General features: G+C 71.0%; 13 protein-coding genes and 2 pseudogenes. 1 reads left to right on the top strand and 14 read right to left on the bottom strand.

Translation table 11 applies throughout. From position 1 onward, the window contains the following. Positions 1–56: 56 nt before the first annotated feature. The 12 genes and pseudogenes from MCHT01_RS18555 to MCHT01_RS18500 form a co-directional block, all read right to left on the bottom strand. Positions 57–686 carry a hypothetical protein gene (locus MCHT01_RS18555; RefSeq protein ID WP_148661606.1) on the bottom strand — a complete coding sequence of 210 codons (630 nt, stop codon included), beginning with the start codon at positions 684–686 and terminating at the stop codon, positions 57–59. Continuing rightward, positions 676–2,091: a hypothetical protein gene (locus MCHT01_RS18550; protein WP_067067228.1), complete on the bottom strand. Its 1,416-nt coding sequence runs from the start codon at positions 2,089–2,091 to the stop codon at positions 676–678. Before MCHT01_RS18550 ends, MCHT01_RS18555 begins: the two co-directional genes overlap by 11 nt. 116 nt (positions 2,092–2,207) lie before the next feature. Next, entirely contained in the window at positions 2,208–3,224 is a 1,017-nt protein-coding gene (locus tag MCHT01_RS18545; RefSeq protein ID WP_067067226.1) for a phospholipase C/P1 nuclease family protein, read from the bottom strand. A gap of 198 nt (positions 3,225–3,422) precedes the next feature. Further along, a complete protein-coding gene (proX, locus tag MCHT01_RS18540; protein WP_067067256.1) occupies positions 3,423–4,391 on the bottom strand; it encodes a glycine betaine/L-proline ABC transporter substrate-binding protein ProX in 969 nt (322 codons plus the stop codon). 174 nt (positions 4,392–4,565) lie between these two features. Continuing rightward, positions 4,566–5,678, bottom strand: a pseudogene (gene proW / locus MCHT01_RS18535) (glycine betaine/L-proline ABC transporter permease ProW); the annotation flags it as partial. A gap of 34 nt (positions 5,679–5,712) precedes the next feature. Then, positions 5,713–6,528 (bottom strand): annotated as a pseudogene (locus tag MCHT01_RS18530) (quaternary amine ABC transporter ATP-binding protein); the annotation flags it as partial. A gap of 546 nt (positions 6,529–7,074) precedes the next feature. Further along, positions 7,075–8,295 carry a patatin-like phospholipase family protein gene (locus MCHT01_RS18525; protein WP_084452942.1) on the bottom strand — a complete coding sequence of 407 codons (1,221 nt, stop codon included), beginning with the start codon at positions 8,293–8,295 and terminating at the stop codon, positions 7,075–7,077. A gap of 43 nt (positions 8,296–8,338) precedes the next feature. Then, on the bottom strand, positions 8,339–9,169 hold the full coding sequence (locus MCHT01_RS18520; protein WP_067067224.1) for a substrate-binding periplasmic protein: 831 nt from the start codon (positions 9,167–9,169) through the stop codon (positions 8,339–8,341). A 325-nt stretch (positions 9,170–9,494) separates the two neighbouring features. Then, a complete protein-coding gene (locus MCHT01_RS18515) occupies positions 9,495–10,505 on the bottom strand; it encodes a TRAP transporter substrate-binding protein (RefSeq protein ID WP_067067252.1) in 1,011 nt (336 codons plus the stop codon). A gap of 89 nt (positions 10,506–10,594) precedes the next feature. Continuing rightward, complete coding sequence (locus MCHT01_RS18510) at positions 10,595–11,887, bottom strand: TRAP transporter large permease (protein WP_067067222.1); 1,293 nt, start codon at positions 11,885–11,887, stop codon at positions 10,595–10,597. 18 nt (positions 11,888–11,905) lie between these two features. Then, positions 11,906–12,439, bottom strand: a complete 534-nt coding sequence (locus MCHT01_RS18505; RefSeq protein WP_067067220.1) for a TRAP transporter small permease — start codon at positions 12,437–12,439, stop codon at positions 11,906–11,908. After that, positions 12,436–12,981 carry a gluconokinase gene (locus MCHT01_RS18500; protein WP_067067218.1) on the bottom strand — a complete coding sequence of 182 codons (546 nt, stop codon included), beginning with the start codon at positions 12,979–12,981 and terminating at the stop codon, positions 12,436–12,438. The genes MCHT01_RS18505 and MCHT01_RS18500 overlap by 4 nt, the downstream gene beginning before the upstream one ends. Before the next feature lie 315 nt (positions 12,982–13,296). Between MCHT01_RS18500 and gntR the strand changes: the two genes are divergently transcribed. Continuing rightward, positions 13,297–14,352 carry an HTH-type transcriptional regulator GntR gene (gene gntR / locus MCHT01_RS18495; RefSeq protein WP_067067216.1) on the top strand — a complete coding sequence of 352 codons (1,056 nt, stop codon included), beginning with the start codon at positions 13,297–13,299 and terminating at the stop codon, positions 14,350–14,352. Between the two features lie 66 nt (positions 14,353–14,418). Here the strand turns inward: gntR and MCHT01_RS18490 are convergent, their stop codons facing one another. Both MCHT01_RS18490 and MCHT01_RS18485 read right to left on the bottom strand, forming a co-directional pair. Further along, positions 14,419–15,231 carry a hypothetical protein gene (locus MCHT01_RS18490; RefSeq protein ID WP_169806158.1) on the bottom strand — a complete coding sequence of 271 codons (813 nt, stop codon included), beginning with the start codon at positions 15,229–15,231 and terminating at the stop codon, positions 14,419–14,421. A gap of 291 nt (positions 15,232–15,522) precedes the next feature. Further along, positions 15,523–18,792, bottom strand: coding sequence for an efflux RND transporter permease subunit (locus MCHT01_RS18485; RefSeq protein ID WP_084452938.1), 3,270 nt, complete (start codon positions 18,790–18,792; stop codon positions 15,523–15,525). Between the last annotated feature and the right edge of the window lie 37 nt (positions 18,793–18,829).

Raw genomic sequence — 18,829 nt, 5'->3', positions numbered from 1 at the left:
TCTACGGATCCGCGACAGGCACGCCGCGCCAGGGCGGCTGGTGGTGCGCGTGCCCCTCAGGGCGTCGCGCCGCTCGCGGCGAGCCCCGCCCGCAGGCGGGCCTGCATCTCGGCGATGCGCCGCCGCTTCTCCTCGCCCTTGGCGAGTTGCTCGGGCGACAGTCCCATGGCGCGGCCGCGCGCGATCTGCTGGTCGAGCTCCGGCAGCGCCTGCTCCGCGGCGGCCACGAAGGCGCGCTGGGCCGCCTGATGCCGGTCCTGCTCGCGCCGCGCATAGGCCTGGTGGTCGTCGAGCTGCCAGGCCGGCGTCGCCGGCTCCGCCTCGGAACGGCGGAGGGGCGGCGTCCTGTCATCGCCCGCGACGCGCGCATCGGCCAGGCTCCACGCGGCCGGCACGTCGCCCCCGGGCGACGACGACGCCGGCATCGATGCGCCCTCCTGCGCCGCTGACGCGACGGCGGTCACGCCCTCGAGCGTCGGAACGCGTTGCTCCGCCGCGTCGACGCCAGGCCCGGCCACGTTCGCGCTCGGCGCGGGGCCATCGACCGGCGAGCCCGATGCGGCGGCAGCCATGACCATGGCCCCCTCCCCTCGGTCATCGCCATCGCCAAGGGCAAGCCATCCGGCCAGCGCGATCGCGAGCCCCCCCGCCGCCACGGCCCCGCCGACACGCGGATCAATGCGCATGGGCATGGCCCTCGTCGCTCTTGATCGGCAGCGCCGGTTCGAACGGGCTCGCCGGCGGCGTGACGCCCGGCGCCCAGACCAGGCCGGCGGACATCAGCAGCTTGCGCTGCCGCTGCTGCCAGGCGCGCTCGAGCTTGTCCAGCGCCAGCGCCTGACGCGCCTCGTGGCGCACGGTCTCGCTGTCCACCGGATGAAGGCCCCGCTTGACCGACAAGGTCTGCACGCGCTCCCAGCCCGCCCCGTCCGGATGCCGGATCGGCGGAGACGCCGGACCGACCGGCCACGCGCGCAGCAGATCGAGCGACCAGGCGTCGAGCTCCGACGCCGGCGCCGGATCGCCCACCCGCCAGGCCACGGATCGGGCATCGGCCTCTCCTCGAAGGTCGCCCGCGGCGCCACCGACCTGCGACCCCTCGCCGCAGGCCGCGCTCGGGCACCGCAGTCGCAGGCCATCGACGGCTTCGATCCGCTCGAAGCGCTCCGGATGCGCGCGGTAGTGGGCAGCGATCTCCTCCGTCGTCACCGAGGCGGCGAGCGCATCGCGTTCGGGCGCGTCGCCGTGCGGATCGGCCGTCAGCCCTTGCCATCGCTCCCACGCGAGCTTGCGTTGCCGGGCCTCGATGGCGCGGCGCACGAAGTCCAGTTCGGCGGTGCTCCAGCCGCTCTCGCGGCGCAGCCAGCGCTCGACGAAGCGCTCATGCAGCAGCTGGCGCGCCTGGGCCTGCGCGAACTCGATCCCGCCCATGCGCAGCAGCCGCCGGCCCTGCACGTTCTGCAGCGGCCAGATGTCAGCCAGCGTGATCGCGCCCGCCGCGGTGTCCTCGTAGGCGCGGTGACGCAGCAGCACCAGGCGCCCGGCCTCGGCCCGCTGCGCCTCGTCGAGGTCCTCGTCCATGCGCAGGCCGGTGGACGTCGGTGTCGACCACCACGCCGCCCAGGCCTTCGCGTCGAGGCTCGTCGGCACTTCGGGCGAGGCCGCCCGCCAGGCGCGGTCGATGCGGTCGGGCCAGACCTGCTGCAAGGTCGCGAGCCATTGGCGGCGCCATTCGACCTCGGGCGCGAACCCGACCCGCCGGCTCGAGAAGAGCTGCTCGTCGCCGACCTCCTGCCGCGCGGCCTCGCCCAGCAGCAGATCCAGCGCGAGCCGCCGTGTCAGCTCGGGCAGCGTGATGTCGGGTTGCTCGCGTCGGGCGAGCATCAGCAAGGCCTCGGCGGGCCGGCGCGGGATGAGGTCCTCGCCCATGCGTGCGACCCAGGCCGATGAGGCCTTCGCGTCGACAGCCGTCTTGGCGGCGGTCGTGGACGCGCCCTTCTCCGTCGCGCCCAGCACGGGCGATGGCAGGACGAGCGCCGCCAGGAGGCTCGCCACGCCCAGCCCGATCCCGAACTGGCCAGCCGCGGCCATGACCCGCGCGCGAGCTCGGGTCGGGATTGCGGCCGAGGTTGAGGCCGGAGCCCGGGCGGACGCCCTGGCCGCCAAGGCGGACAAGGGCGACGACAGCGCCCCGCTTCGCGTCCGCCTCACAGCCGCTCGGCCGCGCGATTGAGCAGGTGCACGACCATCGCGATCGCGTGCGGCACGACGACGCGGCCCACCTCGCGGCGCACGCCGTGGTCGGTCGAGGACAAGACCTGCCCCCCGCGGCTGTACGAGATCTGCCCGCCCTGTCGCAGCAGCGGCCGGATGTCGGTCGCCGTCGGCGCCAGCGGCGTGTAGCTCCCCAGCGCCGCGGTGACGCGAGCGTCGTCGTTCAGCGCCTCGCTGTCGTAGTAATCCTTGACCCAGCTCTCCCACCCCGAGTGGTTCAGCGCCGACGTGGTCCAGGTGTGATGTGGCTGCAGCAGGTCCGTCGTGTGCATCACGAAGCCCAGGCTCTGCACCGTCGGCCGCGCCAGGAACTGCGACCACCAGTACTGGCCGAGGTTGTCGACCGGCTGGAAGGGCATGGTCTCGAAGTCCGCGTACATGGACGGCGTCGAGGTGCTGCCCTGGCGGTAGTTGGCCTCGGTCAGGCCGTAGGTGTTGTACTTGCTGCCGTCGCCGAACCAGCCCTTCATGCCGCCCTTGCCGTCGTCCAGGTGGTCGCCGACCAGCCAGGAGGCGGCCAGGTCGTCGATGTCGCCCTTGACCGTGAGCTTGGCGTAGTTGTAGCCGCCGAAAGGGTTGCCGTGCGCGTCCGGTCCCTGCGTGCGGTTCTGGAAGTGCCAGTACGAGGTGTAGTTGACGATGCCCGACCCGAGCCCCCACACCGGCGCCAGTTGGCAGTCGCCGGTGACCGCGCCGCAGAGGTAGGTGTCGGCGAAGTCGTCGACGTCGTAGGCGCCCTGGCCGAGCTGCTCGGCGAACTGGTCGATGGTGTAGCCCGCGCGCGTGACGCCGGCCAGCAGCTTGGCGTACTGGGTCGTGTCGGCGTGGCGCTGCATGTAGCGCACCGCGTCGATCGCGATGCGCTTGTGCGTTTCCTGGGCGAAGGCATCAGCCTCGCCGTGATGGGCAAGGCCCGCCGCGACGGCGGTCAGAAGCAGGATGGATCGCATCTCGGAGTCTCCCTGGTTGGCCTGAAGGTGCGCGCTGTGCGCGCGTCGTGTTCGGGCCCGGATGTTCCGAGGGACTCGTGACGATTCGGTTAAGCCGCGCCCGTCGCGGGCAGTCGGCTTGCATGTGGACACAGTTCGAGGAAAGCAAGGCGGCACGCCGTCCCCGACGCGCCCCGCCTTCGGTGTGCCGGCGAACGCTCAGCGGGACGCGGCCGCCCTCGCCTGATCCAGCCAGCCGTCGAACTCGGCCTGGTGCGCGCGGATCCAGCCGTCGGCGTGCTGCTCGATGTCGCGTTCCGAGTTCGCGCCCTCGCTCATGCGCAGGTTCTGCGCGTTGATGTCGGCGATGGGCAGCCGCATCAGCGTGAACAGCCTGGCCGCGGCCGGGTTCTTCTCCAGGAAGCCCCTGTTGGCGACGATCTCCTCCTGGTCAGCCTGGAAACCGTAGTTCTTCCCGTTGGCCTGGCGCGTGTCCGCCCCGTCCGTCGAGGCGGAGAACGGCACCTGCAGCCACACCACGTCGCGGCCCGGGCGCAGCACCGCGCTGACCCAGTACGGGGTCCAGGTGTAGTACAGCACCGGCTTGCCTTCCTTGAAGCGGGCGATGGTGTCGGCCATCAGCGCCGCGTAGCTGCCCTGGCGGTGCGTCACGCTGCCGCGCAGGCCGTAGGCCTCGAGGTGGTGCTCGATGGCGAGCTCGCAGCCCCAGCCCGGATTGCAGCCGGTCAGATCGGCCTTGCCGTCCCCGTCGGTGTCGAAGAGCTTGGCGATCGCCGGATCCTTGAGCTGGTCGATGCGGGTGATGCGGTACTGCTCGGCCGTCTTGCGGTCGATCAGGTAGCCCTGGACCGCCCCCTCGGCGTAGGCGCCCATGCGCGCCATCTTCGCGTCGCCGCCGCTGTTGGCGTAGAACTGGCCGTGCAGCAGCCGCCAGTGGCTGGCCATGAAGGTGGCATCGCCGTTGGCGATGGCCAGGTGCTCCGTGGCGGGCTCCAGGTCCTTCATCGGCTTGACCTGGTAGCCGAGCTGCTCCAGCGCCTTGGACACGATCAGCGTCTGGAAGGCCTCCTCGGCCAGCGAGCTCTTGAGCGGCTGCACCGTCACGCCGCGACCGGGCAGCGGGTTCACCGCGGCCTTGGGCGCGGCGGGCGCCTCGACCTCGGTCAGCGGCCGGGACGCGGTCTCCGCCGGCGAGGCGGCCGAGCCCTGTGGTTGCGATTGCGGTTGCGACTGGACCTGCGCCTGCGGCGGCAGGTCCACGTCGGCGGCGCGCGCCTGCGGGGCCAGGCCCAGCGCGACCAGCGCGGCGGTCAGCACGCGCGGGCCGACGCCCGAGAACGGCTTGAGCAGCAGCCCCACCGGACCGCGGCGGTACCAGCGCTCGCCACCGCGACGCGGCTTGGCGATGGCCTGGGTGAGCCGGTCCAGCGTCACCGCCAGCAGCACGATGCCGACGCCGCCGATGGTCGCCAGGCCCATGTCCAGACGGCCGATGCCGCGCAGCACCATCTGACCCAGACCGCCGACCGCGATCATCGAGGCGATCACCACCATCGACAGCGACAGCATCAGCGACTGGTTGATGCCGGCCATGATGGAAGGCATCGCCAGGGGCAGCTTCACCTTGACCAGCATCTGCCAGGGCGAGGCGCCGAAGGAGCGCGCCGCCTCGACCAGATCGCCGCGCACCTGGCGCAGGCCCAGGCTGGTGAGGCGCGCCAGCGGCGCCACCGCGAAGACGATGGTGACGATCACGCCCGGCACGTCGCCGATGCCGAACAGCATCACCACCGGCACCAGGTAGACGAAGGCCGGCGTGGTCTGCATCGCGTCGAGCACGGGCCGCACCAGGCGCTGCGCGCGCTCGCTGCTCGCGAGCAGCACGCCCAGCGGCAAGCCGATCAGCACGCAGAACACCAGCGAGGTCAGCACCAGCGACAGCGTCACCATGGTCTCGGGCCAGATGCCCAGCATCGCCACGATGAACAGCGACAGCGCGGTGCCGATCGCGATGCGCGCGCCGGCGAGCTGCCAGGCCAGCAGCGCCACGACGCCGATGGTCGGCAGTGCCGGCAGACCGGTCAGCAGGCTCTGCGCCCAGGCGAGCGTCGCGTCGATGGGCAGACGCGCCGACTGGAAGGCGGGACGCGCCTGTTCGACCACCCAGCCCAGGCCGTGATTGATCCAGGCGGCGATCGGCAGCGAGCCGTCGATCAGGCGGTGCAGGTCGACGCTGGCGGCCGCGTCGGCATGGCCGGCGGCCTGGGTCGCGGCATGCGCGGCGGACTGGACCGGCGCGTCCAGCCAGGCCGTCGAGGTCGAGGGATCCGGCGTGGCGGACATCGCCTCCCAGGGATCCAGGCCGGGCGGCTGCGCGGCCGGCGGGGTCAGTTGCATCGCCGAGGTGGCGGCGTCGGACGAGGCGAGCTCGACCGGTGGGATCAGGTCGTTCATCGGGGTCCTTTCAGTTCAGGTGGCGCAGCGGCGAGGCGGAGCGGTCGCCCGCGCTCAGGAAGCTGCGCACGAAATCGTCGGCCGGCGCGTCCAGGATCTCCTGGGGCGTGCCGACCTGGACCACGTGACCGTCCTTCATGATCGCGATCCGGTCCCCGATGCGCATGGCCTCGTCCAGGTCATGCGAGATGAACACGATGGTCCGGCGCCGCACCTGCTGCAGGCGCAGCAGCTCGGCCTGCATCTCGGCGCGGATGATGGGATCGAGCGCCGAGAAGGCCTCGTCCATCAGCAGGATGGCGGGATCGGAGGCCAGCGCCCGGGCCAGGCCCACGCGCTGCTGCATGCCGCCGGACAGCTCGTCCGGGTACTTGTCGCCCCAGCCGGCCAGGCCGACCTGCGCCAGCGCCTGGTCGGCTTGCGCCAGACGCTCGCGGCGGCCGACCCCGGCCAGCTCCAGGCCGAAGGCGGTGTTGTCCCGCACGGTCATGTGCGGCATCAGCGCGAAGGACTGGAACACCATCCCGAAGTCCTTGCGGCGCAGGGTACGCAGCTGGGCGTCGGAATAGGCGTTGATGTCGTCGCCGTCGATGACGATGCGACCGGCGGTCGGCTCGATGAGCCGATTGAGCAGCCGCACCAGGGTCGACTTGCCGGAGCCCGACAGGCCCATGATCACGAAGATCTCCCCGGCCTGGATCTCGAAGCTGGCGTCGAAGACGCCGATCGACTGGCCGGTGCGGGCCAGGATCTCCTGCTTGTCGAGACCCTCTCGGACCAGCGCCAGCGCTTGCGCCGGCTTCTCGCCGAAGACCTTGAAGACGTGGTCGATGTGAATTCCCTTGGCCATGTGCCGTGACTCCATTCGTGCAGGGGTGGACGGGTCGCCGGTCTGCGCGCGGACGTCGGGAGGACGCGGGCGCGCGCGAACGCGGCGGCGGTCACGCCATCAGCCGTCGGGAGGGAACCGGGAGGGGCACGCGGCGGCCCCGGCGGGCCTCAAGGGCTGCCAGCGGGCACGGCGAAAGCGAAGCAAGGGCCAGTGCCCGCTGGAGGACTCGGAGCGCGGACGGCGGGCCTGGTCGAGGGGCGCCGCCCGGCGAGCCTGGCGTGGCAATGGGGCCGGAAGACCGGCCGGAGAAGCCGGGACGGGCCCGGCGGCGAACCTGCACCGCGACGGGATTCAGAGATCCGCGAGTAGTGCGAGGGCAGTCAACATATCAATTTGACTGACATTTAAGGACAAATGATAACCGAAAGATATGAACCAAGTCAAGGCGCCCGATGACGCCAGGGCGGATGACGCCGATCGGCCGCCGGCGCGGCGGTCCGGCCCGCGCCCGACCCGCCGCGTCGCGGACGGCCAGGACCCGGCCTGACGGGTCCGGGCGGCGGGTCAGAACTGCTTGCCCCGACCGCCGGTGCGGACGCGGTTGGCCAGGAAGACTTCGCCGATGTCCACCGAGCTCTCGTGACCGACCTTGGCCGAACAGGTCTGGAGCCACTTCTCGCCCGCGAGGCGCCCCAGCCCGAACAGGGTGGTCAGCAGACCGGGATCGGTGTTGAGCTTGCTCGACGCCCCGAACGGGGCCAGGCCGTCCTCGTCGGCCACGCGGTGCAGCCGCATCTGCTTGTAGCGGGTCGGATCGACGCGCCGATCACGCAGCAGCCGCTGCACGAAGGCGATCGCGCGCAGCTCCGCCACCAGGCTGGCGTTGAAGGTGATCTCGTTGATGCGATCGTCGATCTCGGCGGCGGTGCGCGGGATGCCGGCGTGCTCGCGCGGGTTGATCTGCACCAGCAGCACGTCGTCGGACTGGGTCCCGTACACCAGCGGCCACAGCGCCGGATTGCCCGAGTAGCCGCCGTCCCAGAAGGGCTCGTCGTCGATGACCACCGTCTGCGCGCCGTGCGGCAGGCAGGCCGAGGCCATCAGCGCCTCGATGCCCAGGTCCTCGCCGCTGAACACGCGCGGCTGACCGGTGCGCACCGAGGTCGCGGTGACGAAGACCTGGATCGGGCCCTCGCGCAGCGCGTCGACGTCGACATGGCGGCGCACGATGTCCCGCAGCGGATCGAGGTTGAAGGGGTTCAGCTGGTAGGGGCTCCACAGGCGCAGCCAGGCGTCCCAGGCGGCGTAGCCGGGCCAGGCGCTGCGGTTGTAGACCCAGGCGGGCATCTCCACCGGCGCCGGTCCGGGGATGCCGGCGGACGCGCCCGGGTGGTCGCCCTTCCCCGCCTCGCCCATCGCGCCCACGACGCCGAAGCAGGCCGGCACGCCGGACACGTCCTGCCAGAAGCGCGACAGCGCCTGGCGCGCGCCCAGTGCCCCGCCCTTGGCGAAACCGCTGGCCATGACGGCGGCGTTCATCGCGCCGGCGCTGGTGCCGGAGACCCCGTCGATGCGCAGCCGGCCGTCCTCGAGCAGCGCGTCCAGCACGCCCCAGGTGAAGGCCCCGTGCGAGCCGCCGCCCTGCAGCGCGAGGTCGATGGACCGCGGCGCTTCCGCGGGATGGGCGGCGGGCTGGGCGGCGGCGCCCGGCGAACCGGCGTTCGTTGCCTCGGAAGCGAGGGGGCCAGGGAGGGCGGGTCGGCGGCGCGGTCGCGGAGTCGGCATGGCGGTCCAGGCGCGGGAGCTCAGGGCCCGCGGCCCCCGGAGCCTACCGCGAGGCCGTGTCGGTCGGGAACCAGCGCTTGTGCAGCGCCGCGAAGCTGCCGTCGCGCTTGAGCTCGGCGAGCTGCGCCTGCCAGGCCGCGACGGTGGACGCCGGCGTGCTCCTGGAAAAGGCGATGTAGCCGTCGCTGCTGGCGAAGCTGAAGAGCGCCTTCACCGCCTTGGGCGACAGCCCGGCCTGGGCCAGGGTCTGCGGCATGGTGATCCTCTCGGCGGCGAACACCGGCGCGCGGCCCGCCTGCAGCATGCGCACGCCCTGCACCGGATCGCTGATCTGCTGCAGGTTGTGGAAGCCCGCGCTCTGCAGCTGGACCAGCGTGTACCAGTCCCGCACGACCAGCACCTTCTGCAGGCGCCGCGCCTCCTCCAGGGAGCGCAGCCGCAGCCGGCTGTCGGCGCGCGCGTAGAAGGTGCTCTGGAACTGGACGATGGGCCCGACCCATTGGAAGAGCGCCTCCCGCTCCGGGATGCGGGCGGTGGCGAAGAGCGCGGTGGGCTGGTTGTCCTGCGCCTCGCGGAAGGCACGGGCCCAGGGCATGAACTCGATGGGGAGCGATTGCCCCAGGCGCTGCTGGATGGCCTGGACGATGTCGACCGCCAGCCCTCGCGGATGGCCGCCCTCGCTGAAGTTCACCGGCGGGAACTCCTCGCTGAGCAGGCGCAGCGACGCAGGCACCTGTGCCGGCCCGGCGGACGGGGCCATGCCCGGCGCCACCGGCGGCAGTGCCGTGATCAGGCTGGCCGGCGTGGCGCGCCCGGCGGCGCTGGCGCCGCTCATCCACGCCAGACCCGCCAGGGTCAGATGTCGTCGATGCATTCGTGATCCCACACAAGCCGCTGGACATCGGCGCCCGGTCATCGACCGGCCGCCGCCAAGGATCCCGAAGGACAAATCAGTCGCCCCGGCAAGTCCCCGAACCACGAATCGGTCAAGAAACCCGCATCAGCAGGCGCTTTTGATGATAGGCGGCGGTAACCAGTCGTGTCTTAACTCGATCGCGGGATGCGGCGTCCGCGCCGCGAATTCGTACGCAAACGCGGGCGGGGAAAACACCGAGGCGGCGTGTCATGACGCCGACGCTCGGGCGAAGCAGCCGGGCCTGACACCTGGGCGGGCGGCCGGACGGCCACCCGGATCGCGGTCACTTCCCGCCGCGCAGCTTGGTCAGCTGGGACTGGGTCTCGGTCCACAGGTCCATGCCGACCTGCGTCGCGATGCCCGCGTTCACCTTGGTCAGCTTGTCGCGCATGCGGCCGGCCTCGGCGGGGCTGAGCTCGTTGACCACCATGCCCTTGGCCTTGAGCTCGGCCAAGGCCTTGGCCGCCTCGTCACGGGTGTCCTTGCGCTCGAAGTCGCGGCTCTTGATCGCGGCCTGCTGCAGCACGTTCTGCTCGTCCTTGGACAGGCCGTCCCAGAACTTCCTCGACACCGTGACGATCCACGGGCTGTAGACGTGGTTCGTGACCGTCAGGTACTTCTGCACCTCGTAGAACTTGGCCGACAGGATGGTGTTGTACGGGTTCTCCTGGCCGTCGACCGCATTGGTCTCCAGCGCGGTGAAGAGCTCCGAGTACGGCAGCGGCACCGCGTTGGCGCCCAGCTGCTTGAAGCTGTCCAGGAACACGTTGTTCTGCATCACGCGCAGCTTGATGCCATTCAGGTCCTCCAGCTTCGTGACCGCGTGCTTGCTGTTGGTCAGGTTGCGGAAGCCGTTCTCCCAGTAGGCCAGGCCCACCATGCCCTTCTCGGCCAGCTTGCCGCGCACCTTGTCGCCGACCGGACCGTCGAGCAGCGCATCGGCCTCGCGCACGTTGTTGACCAGGAAGGGCGTGTCCCACAGCGCCATCTCCTTGGCGATGCCCACCAGCGTGGCGGTCGAGCCCACCATCATCTCCTGCGCCCCGCCGATCAGCGCCTGCTGCATCTGCGTGTCCGGGCCCAGCGCGGCGCCGCCGATGGCGCGCACCTTCATCTTGCCGCCGGAGAGCTTGAGCACCTCGTCCGCGAAGACCTTCACCGCGCGGCCCTGGTTGCTGTTCTCCGCCAGGCCGTAGCCGAAGCGGATCAGGCGCGGCTTGATGTCGGCGGCCTGCGCGGGCAGCACGGCGGCCAGGGCCAGCATCGTGCCGGCGGCCAGCGCCAGGCGGCGCATGCGGGGGAAGCGGGAGAGTGCGGTCGTCATGGGGGTCTCCGGGTCGTGGTTCTTCGAGGGGTTGCGGGGAAGGTCGTCGGCCGGGCGCGTCAGCGCAGCCACTTCATCGGCGCGATGACGAGCTCGGGGAAGGCGGTGAACAGCACCAGGATGAGCACGTAGGTCGCCAGGAAGGGATTCACGCCCTTGATGACCTGGTGCATCGTGAGCCGGCCCACGCCGGCCACCACGTTCAGCACGGTGCCCACCGGCGGCGTGATCAGGCCGATGGCGCCGTTGAGCACGAACATCAGGCCGAAGTACACCGGGTCGATGCCGGCCTTGACGGCGATGGGCAGCATCACCGGGGCGAAGATCAGGATGGTGGGCGTCAGGTCCAGCGCGGTGCCGATCAGCACCAGCAGCAGCATCATGAGCGCCATCAGCAGCCGGGGCGACTCGATCAGCCCGCCCAGCCAGGCCGACAGCACGCCCGGCAGGTCGGCCAGCGTGATCATGTAGCTGGCCACCTGCGCGCCGGCGCACAGGAACATCACGATGGCGGTGGTCTTGGCCGCGCGCACCAGCACGCCGTGCAGGTCCTTCAGCGTCATCTCGCGGTGGACCAGGAAGCTCACCACCAGCGCGTAGAACGCGGCGACGACGGCGGCCTCGGTGGGCGTGAACACGCCGGTCTTCATGCCGCCGATGATGATCAGCGGCATCAGCAGCGCGAAGAAGGCGCGGGCCGTGGCCATCAGGCGTTCCGACATCGGCAGCGCCCGGCCCGGCGGCAGGTCGATCTTGCGCAGCTGCAGCTTCCACGCGACCAGCAGGCCGATGCCCATGATCAGGCCCGGCACGATGCCTGACAGGAACAGCGCCGAGATCGAGGTGTTGGTCGTCACGCCGTAGATCACGAAGGGCATGGAGGGCGGAATGATGGGCGCGATGATGCCGCCCGCGGCGATCAGGCCGGCGGAGGTCGCCATCGGATAGCCGTGGTTGCGCATCATCGGCAGCAGGATGGTGGCCAGCGCCGCGGTGTCGGCCAGCGCCGAGCCGCTCATGCTGGCCATCAGCACCGCCGCGCCGATCGCCACGAAGCCCAGCCCGCCGGGGATGTGCCCCACCCAGGCCTGCGCCATCTGGATGATGCGCCGGCTGATGCCGCCGGCGTTCATCAGCTCGCCCGCGAGGATGAAGAACGGGACGGCCAGCAGCGGGAAGCTGTCGATGCCCGCGACCAGGTTCTGCGCCAGCAGCTGGGTGTCCCAGAACTCCAGCGCCCAGGCCATGCCGGCGCCGGTCAGCACCAGCGCGAAGGCCATCGGGATGCCGATGCCCATCAGCAGCAGCATGCCGCCGGAGAAGACGATGAAGGACAGTGCCTCGTTGCTCATGATCGATGTCCCCTGCCCTTACTCGACGTCCGACTCGTGCTCGAGATCGAGCGGCTTGTTGCGCACCAGCTCCCACAGCGCCATCAGCGCGATGGCCCCGCAGGACAGCAGCGCCGGCAGCGGCAGCAACGCATTCGAGTAGCCCAGCACCACCGAGCGGCTGTCCATGCCCACCACCACCTGCTGCCACGCGCCCCAGGCGACCAGCACCGCAGCCACGATGACGGCGACGCGGATCAGCGCGGTGACCGCGCGCAGCGCCGCGGGCTTGCGCCTGAGCGGCAGCAGCAGGCTGGTGAAGGCCATGTGCTCGCCCAGCGGATAGGCCGCCGTCGCGCCGATGAAGACCATCCAGACGAAGAGCAGGCGCGAGAGTTCCTCGCTGGCCGCGACACCGCTGCCGAAGCCATAGCGCAGCACGACGTTGACGAAGACCGCCAGCGCCATCACGCCCAGGCACAACGCCATCGCGGCTTCGGCGGCGATCTGCCAGCGGGACTTGGGCGGGACGGCCGGGGCCGGCACCGCGTCGGAAGGCTTGTGCTCGTTCATGCGGAGGTCTCCTCGTCGGCGGGGCCGGAGCGGCCCGCGCGCTGGGGCGATGCCTCGCCCGGGTCGTGTGCATCGGCGGCCAGCCAGGCGCGCGCCTGCCGGACCTGCTCGTCCAGCGGCAGCGCGGCCGGCAGCGTCAGCACGCCGGGCTCGCCATCGGGCGATTCCAGGGTGGCGAACTGGCTGTCCACCAGGCTGGCGGAAAAGAAATGGCGCTGGGCCCGCGCCGCCACGCGCTCGAGCGCCAGCGGCTTGTCGATCGCCAGGAAGACGAAGCGCAGGCCCGGGCTCGCGGCCCGCAGCCGCTCGCGGTAGGCGCCCTTGAGCGCGGAGCAGCTCAGCACCACCGGCGCCTGCGCCGCGAGCATCTCGCCGAGGCGGTCCAGCCAGCCCCAGCGGTCGGCGTCGTCCAGCGGCTGGCCGGCCTGCATCTTGGCGATCGAGGCAGGCGCGTGGTGCGCGTCGCCCTCGATGAAGCCCCAGCCCAGCGCGCGCGCCAGCGCCTCGCCGACGCTGGTCTTGCCGCAGCCGGCCACCCCCATGACGACGAGGGCGCGGGCGCACCGCGCGCTCGCGGCAGGCGCGGGTGGAGCGGTCGATCCAGGGGGTGAGGACGCGTGAGAAGCCATGGTCGTGAACTGCCGGACAGGCCTTCCAAACGATTTTGGGATAGCGCTGTCCAAATGGGATAGCGCTATCTTAGGCAGCGATTCGTCGCACCACGATAGGGATTACACGCAGGTACGGCGCCCGGAAACGGGGCGACGGGAGGAGGCGTCGGGCGACGCGCCGGCGGGGCGATCCACGGGTCCGCCCCGGCTGCGTTCCCAGGGAGACAGCGCTATCCTCCCTTCCCGATGACGACAGCTTCCGCCCCCAAACGACGCCGCGCCACGGGCCGGGTCACGCTCCAGGATGTGGCATTGGCCGCGGGCGTCAGCCCGATCACGGCCTCGCGCGCGCTGCGCGGCGAGCGCAGCGTGGCCGCCGACCTGGTCGAGCGCGTCACCACGGCCGTCGCCCAGTTGGGCTACGTGCCGGATCCGGCCGCGCGGGCATTGGCCTCGGCGCGCAGCAACCAGGTCGTGGTGCTGATCCCGCTGCTGTCCAACACGCTGTTCGTGGACCTGCTCGACGCCGCCCAGCGGACGCTGCTGGCTGCCGGCTACCAGAGCCTGATCGGCGTCACCCACTACCGCGCCGACGAGGAGGAGGCGCTGCTGCGCACCTACCTGATGAACCGGCCCGCGGGTCTGCTGGTGACCGGCTTCGACCATACGGAGGCCGCGCACGCCCTGATCCACGGCAGCGGCGTTCCCTGCGTGCATGTGATGGAGAACCGGGGAGCGGCGCCTGGCGCGGCCGACGCCGAGGACGGCGGGGAGCCCTACTCCGTGGGCTTCTCGCAGCAGGCGGCCGGTCACGCGATGACGGCGGAGCTGCTGCGCCGCGGGTACCGGCGCATCGCCTTCGCGGCGGCGCAGCTGGATCCCCGGACGCTGCAGCGCGCCCAGGGCTACCGGGCGGCGCTCGGCGCGGCGCACGATCCGCGGCTGGAGTTCATGGACGCGGCGCCCTCCTCGTTCGCGCTCGGTGCCAAGCTGCTGGAGCGGGTGATGCGCGAGGCGCCCGATGTGGACGCGATCTTCTTCAACAACGACGACCTCGCGCAGGGCGCGTTGCTGCAGGCGTTGCGCCTGGGGCTGCGGGTGCCCGAGCGCATCGCCGTCGTCGGCTTCAACGACCTGACGGGCGGCGACCAGATGCTGCCGCCGCTGAGCACGGTCCGCACGCCACGCGGCGAGATCGGCCTGCATGCGGCCCGGATGCTGGTCGCGCTGATGCGCGGCGAGGACGTGCCCGAGCGCCGCGTGGATCTGGGCTTCGAGCTGGTGATGCGGTCGAGCTGCTGAGTCGGACCGTTCCAGGTCCCGGGGCCGCGCCCGCTTGGCCGGGACCGGTGGCGTGCCTGCGACGCCTCATTCGTCGCCCGGCCAATCGGCCAGCAGCGCCAGGCAGCGTCGCTGATGCGCGTGGCCGAGTCCCGGCGGCACCACCACCGAACCCAGTCGAAGGCCATAGGGGTGGCCGGCGTACTCGGCCTGCAACACCCAGGCGCTGAGGCGCGAGACCGTTCGCTCCACGTCGGCGTCGCCAGCGCCCTCATCGCCGCGCACGCCGATCTCGCGCCGACGGGCCAGCATGGGATCCAGCACGACAGCGCCCGCCCCCGCGCCGCCTCGACCGCGCCGCAGCGCGGGCAATCGCGGCGGGCGCCACTCGGGACGGGCGAACACCTGCATCGCGCCCGCGGGCGTCCATCGCCGTCCCACCCGCGCGAAGCCGAAGGGATGCCGGGTCTCGATCCACAGCGTCGGCAAGGGCCGTCGGCCGCGCTCTCGCGCCGCCACGGGGACCAGGGCCAGGCCGTAGGCATGCGGCGGGACGTCGATCCAGCCCGCGGGGCTCGGACATCCGGGGAAGTCGGCGGCCTCCAGACCGATGCCGATGTCCCAGCGGAAGCGCGGCCCCGGGTTGTCCACGCGCACCTCCAGCATGACGGCGTCGCCCGCGAAGCCGGGGGATGGCGGCAACACGCGCAGACGCAGCCCGAGCAAGGTGGCGATGCAGAGCCCCAGGCTCCCGATCGCGACGGCCGCGAGCAGGATGGCGAGCGCGATCGCCAACACCGACTCCAGGGACACGCCGACCACCAGCAGCGGCGCCACCGGCGCCAGCAACGCGAAGAACGACGGCGTCAGCTCGATGGAGAGCGTGCGGAACGTCAGCACGAGCGGCTGGTCTTCCCGGTCGCCGTCCCGGGCCCCGTTCATCGCGTTCGGTGGGTCCTCCGGAGGGCCACACCCGTCGTCGAGGCTTGCGGTGCCGGCGGACGCCGCCGCGTCACGGGGCGGCGGACGTCGCGGAGAACGATCGGGATTTGGCGCGGGGGCGGGAAATGGCAGCGGGGCAGGCATCTCGGTCGGCTCGTGGGAAGAGCCGCCGAATCTGCCTGCCCCGCGATCGAGGCGCCATGACCGGAATGCGTCAAGTCACGGCGTGGGACCCACCTCTTGTTGCCGTCAGTCCGCGGCTCCAGGCTGGGGAGCGATGCCCGGCAGCAGGGGCGCGACCGGGGCCTCGGCACCATGGCTCGATGCCATCGGCGCCGCGCCCGAGGCGTCCGCCGCGCCGAAGGTCTTGCGACCCTTCACCAGGTAGGAATAGATCACCGGCACCACCACCAGGGTGAGCAGCGTCGAGGTGATCACGCCGCCGATGATGGCGCGGCCCATCGGGGCCTGCATCTCGCCGCCCTCGTTCAGCGCGATCGCCATCGGCAGCATGCCGAACACCATGGCCGCGGTGGTCATGATGATGGGGCGCATCCGGATCAGGCCCGCCTGCAGCAGCGCCTCGGGGATGGAGACGCCCTGGTCGCGGCGCGCGTGATTGGCGAAGTCCACCAGCAGGATCGCGTTCTTCGTCACCAGGCCCATCAGCATCACCAGGCCGATCATCGAGAACACGTTCAGCGTCGTCTTCCACAGCAGCAGCGCCACCATCACCCCGATCAGCGCGAGCGGCAGCGAGGCCATGATCGCGATCGGCTGCACGAAGCTGCCGAACTGGCTGGCCAGCACGATGTAGATGAAGATCAGCGCCAGGCCCATCGCGATCAGCAGACCGTTGAAGGCTTCCGCCTGCTGCTTGCCGTCGCCGTCGACCATGAAGCTGATGCCCGGGGGCAACTGCGTCTCCTTGATCAGCTTCTGCACGTCGGCGTTGACGTCGCCGCCCGGGCGCCCCTGCACGCCGGCGTACACCGCCTCGCGGCGTTGCAGGTTCTGGCGGCGGATCACCTCGGGGTTGAACACCGGCTCGATGGTGGCGACCTGCTCCAGGGAGATCGGCGAGCCATCCTTGGCGAAGGCCACCGGCAGGTTGCGCATCTGCTCGATGCTCTGGCGCTGCGCCTTGGGCAGGCGCAGCAGCACCTCGACCTGGTTGCCGTCCGGCGTGGTCCAGTAGGTGGCGATGTCGCCGTTGACATAGGCGCGCAGCGACGAGGCCACCTGCGGCGCGCTCAGGCCCAGCTCCCGCACGGCGGAATCCTTGAGCCGCACCGCGTAGGCCGGCAGGCCGGGCTTGACGGTGGTGTCGACGTCGACGGCGCCCTTGATCTTCTTGAGCTTCTCGGCGAAGTCCTTGGCCACCTGCGTGAGCACCTCGGGATCGGAGCCCAGGATGGTCACCCACACCGGGCGGTTGAAGCCGACGCTGACCTCGACGCCGGGGATGCGGGCGATCTCGGCGCGGATCGCGTCCTCGACCTGGGTCTGGGTGCGCTTGCGCTCCTTGCGATCGACCAGCGCGATGTCCAGGTTGGCCTGGTTGCGGCCGGTGGCCATGCCCTCGCCGCTGCTGCCCACCACGGTGGACACGGTCTTGATCTCGGGGAACTTGGCCAGGATCTCCTCGACCTGGCGCACCTTCGCGTCACCGCGGTCCAGGCTGGTCGCCACCGGCATGCGCAGCGTCAGATGGGTGAAGCCCTGGTCGACCTGGGGCTGGAACTCGCTGCCCACCGCGGGCACCAGCATCAGCGCCGCGACGAAGCTGCCGATGCCCGACATCGTCACGATGCCGCGCGGCGTGATGGTGGCCGAGCGCAGCCGGCGAGGCGCCGACTTGTCGCGCTCGCCGTCGGCATCGAAGGGCCGGCCATAGGACGGCAGCACCCACAGCCGGTAGCGGCGCGGCGAGAACACCCAGCGCAGCGTCTTCTCGTAGAAATCGTGCAGCACGTCCATGCCGGCGTCGGTCGCGCGGATCAGGTGACCGATGACCGGCACCTTCTTGATGTAGGTGCTGGGCGGATCCGGCCACACCGAGGACAGCATCGGGTCCAGCGTGAAGCTCACGAACAGCGACACCAGCACCGCGACCGCGACGGTGATGCCGAAGGGATAGAAGAACTTGCCGACGATGCCGCCCATGAAGGCGACGGGCACGAACACCGCGCAGATCGCGAAGGTCGTGGCCATCACGGCCAGACCGATCTCGTTGGTCCCATCCTCGGCGGCCTGGTGGTGGCCCTTGCCCATCGCGACGTGGCGCACGATGTTCTCGCGCACGACGATGGCGTCGTCGATCAGCAGGCCGATGCACAGGCTCAGCGCCATCATCGTCATGAAGTTCAGCGTGAAGCCGAAGGCGTACACCGCGATGAAGCTGGAGATCACCGAGATCGGCAGCGTCAGGCCGGTGATGATGGTCGAGCGCCAGCTGTGCAGGAACAGGAAGACGATGGCGATGGTCAGCAGCGCGCCCTCGATCAGCGTATGGCGCAACCCGTCCAGCGAGTGCTTCACGAAGTCGCTGTTGACGTAGATCATGCGCAGCTCCATGTCCTTGGGGAGCGTCTTGCGCAGTTCCTCGACGGCGGCCTTCACCGCCTCGCCGGTCTGGACGATGTTGGCGTCCTGCTGCTTGAAGATGTTGAAGGTGACGGCCGTCTGGCCGTTGATGCGGGCGATGCTGTCGAGCTCGCGTTCGCGCTCGCTCAGCGTGCCCAGGTCGCCCAGCGTCAGCACCAGATCGCCGCGGTGCGCGACCACGACATTGGCGAAGTCCTTGGGATCCTTGACCTTGCCCTCGACGCGCAGCATCGCGTCGGCGAAGCGGTCGGACAGCAGGCCCACCGGCGCGTCGGTGTTGGCGGCGTTCAGCGCCGTGGAGATCTGCGCCGGCGTGATGCTGTAGGCGCGCAGGCGCTGCGGATCGAGGTCGATGCGCACCTCGCGCAGCGCCAGCCCGCCGACATCGACCTTGGCGACGCCCTCGGCGCGGCCCAGCCGCTTGGACACGACCAGGTCGGCCATCATCGAGATTTCCCGGGCGCTGCGGTTGGGGCTCAGCAGCGCGGCCACGATGATGGGCTGCGCGTTCTCGCCCTGGAAGCGCAGCACCATCGGCGGCTTCACGTCCTTGGGGAACTGCGCCTGCACCATGGCCACGCGATCGCGGATCTCCTGCATGCCGCGGTTCATGTCGGCGTTGAGCGAGAACTCCACCGTGGTCTGGGCGCGGCCCTCGAAGCTGCGCGACTGGATGCGCTCGACGCCGGCGATGGTGTTGAGCGCTTCCTCCAGCGGCTTGGCCACTTCGCGCTCGACGGCCTCGGGCGAGGCGCCCGGGTACTGGATGTCGACTTGGGCGCCGGGGAAGGAGATGTCGGGCGACTGTTCGACGCCCAGCTTGGAATAGGCGACCAGGCCCAGCACGCACAGCGCGACCATGACCATGGTGGCGAAGACGGGGTTCCTGATCGAGACGCGGGTCATCCACATGGTGCGGGTCCCTTCCTGTGATCGTGTTCGGGCGGCA

This window comes from Mitsuaria chitosanitabida ATCC BAA-476 = NBRC 102408 (genome assembly GCF_001598255.1).
Taxonomy (GTDB): domain Bacteria; phylum Pseudomonadota; class Gammaproteobacteria; order Burkholderiales; family Burkholderiaceae_C; genus Roseateles; species Roseateles chitosanitabidus.
This window is presented reverse-complemented; position numbering and strand designations above follow the sequence as displayed.

Bases quoted from the DNA above. Each gene is read 5' to 3' on its own strand.
- MCHT01_RS18555 (WP_148661606.1), bottom strand. From the start codon at position 686: ATGCGCATTGATCCGCGTGTCGGCGGGGCCGTGGCGGCGGGGGGGCTC.
- MCHT01_RS18550 (WP_067067228.1), bottom strand. From the start codon at position 2,091: ATGGCCGCGGCTGGCCAGTTCGGGATCGGGCTGGGCGTGGCGAGCCTC.
- MCHT01_RS18545 (WP_067067226.1), bottom strand. From the start codon at position 3,224: ATGCGATCCATCCTGCTTCTGACCGCCGTCGCGGCGGGCCTTGCCCAT.
- MCHT01_RS18525 (WP_084452942.1), bottom strand. From the start codon at position 8,295: ATGCCGACTCCGCGACCGCGCCGCCGACCCGCCCTCCCTGGCCCCCTC.
- MCHT01_RS18520 (WP_067067224.1), bottom strand. From the start codon at position 9,169: ATGCATCGACGACATCTGACCCTGGCGGGTCTGGCGTGGATGAGCGGC.
- MCHT01_RS18515 (WP_067067252.1), bottom strand. From the start codon at position 10,505: ATGCGCCGCCTGGCGCTGGCCGCCGGCACGATGCTGGCCCTGGCCGCC.
- MCHT01_RS18510 (WP_067067222.1), bottom strand. From the start codon at position 11,887: ATGAGCAACGAGGCACTGTCCTTCATCGTCTTCTCCGGCGGCATGCTG.
- MCHT01_RS18505 (WP_067067220.1), bottom strand. From the start codon at position 12,439: ATGAACGAGCACAAGCCTTCCGACGCGGTGCCGGCCCCGGCCGTCCCG.
- MCHT01_RS18500 (WP_067067218.1), bottom strand. From the start codon at position 12,981: ATGGGGGTGGCCGGCTGCGGCAAGACCAGCGTCGGCGAGGCGCTGGCG.
- gntR (WP_067067216.1), top strand. From the start codon at position 13,297: ATGACGACAGCTTCCGCCCCCAAACGACGCCGCGCCACGGGCCGGGTC.
- MCHT01_RS18485 (WP_084452938.1), bottom strand. From the start codon at position 18,792: ATGTGGATGACCCGCGTCTCGATCAGGAACCCCGTCTTCGCCACCATG.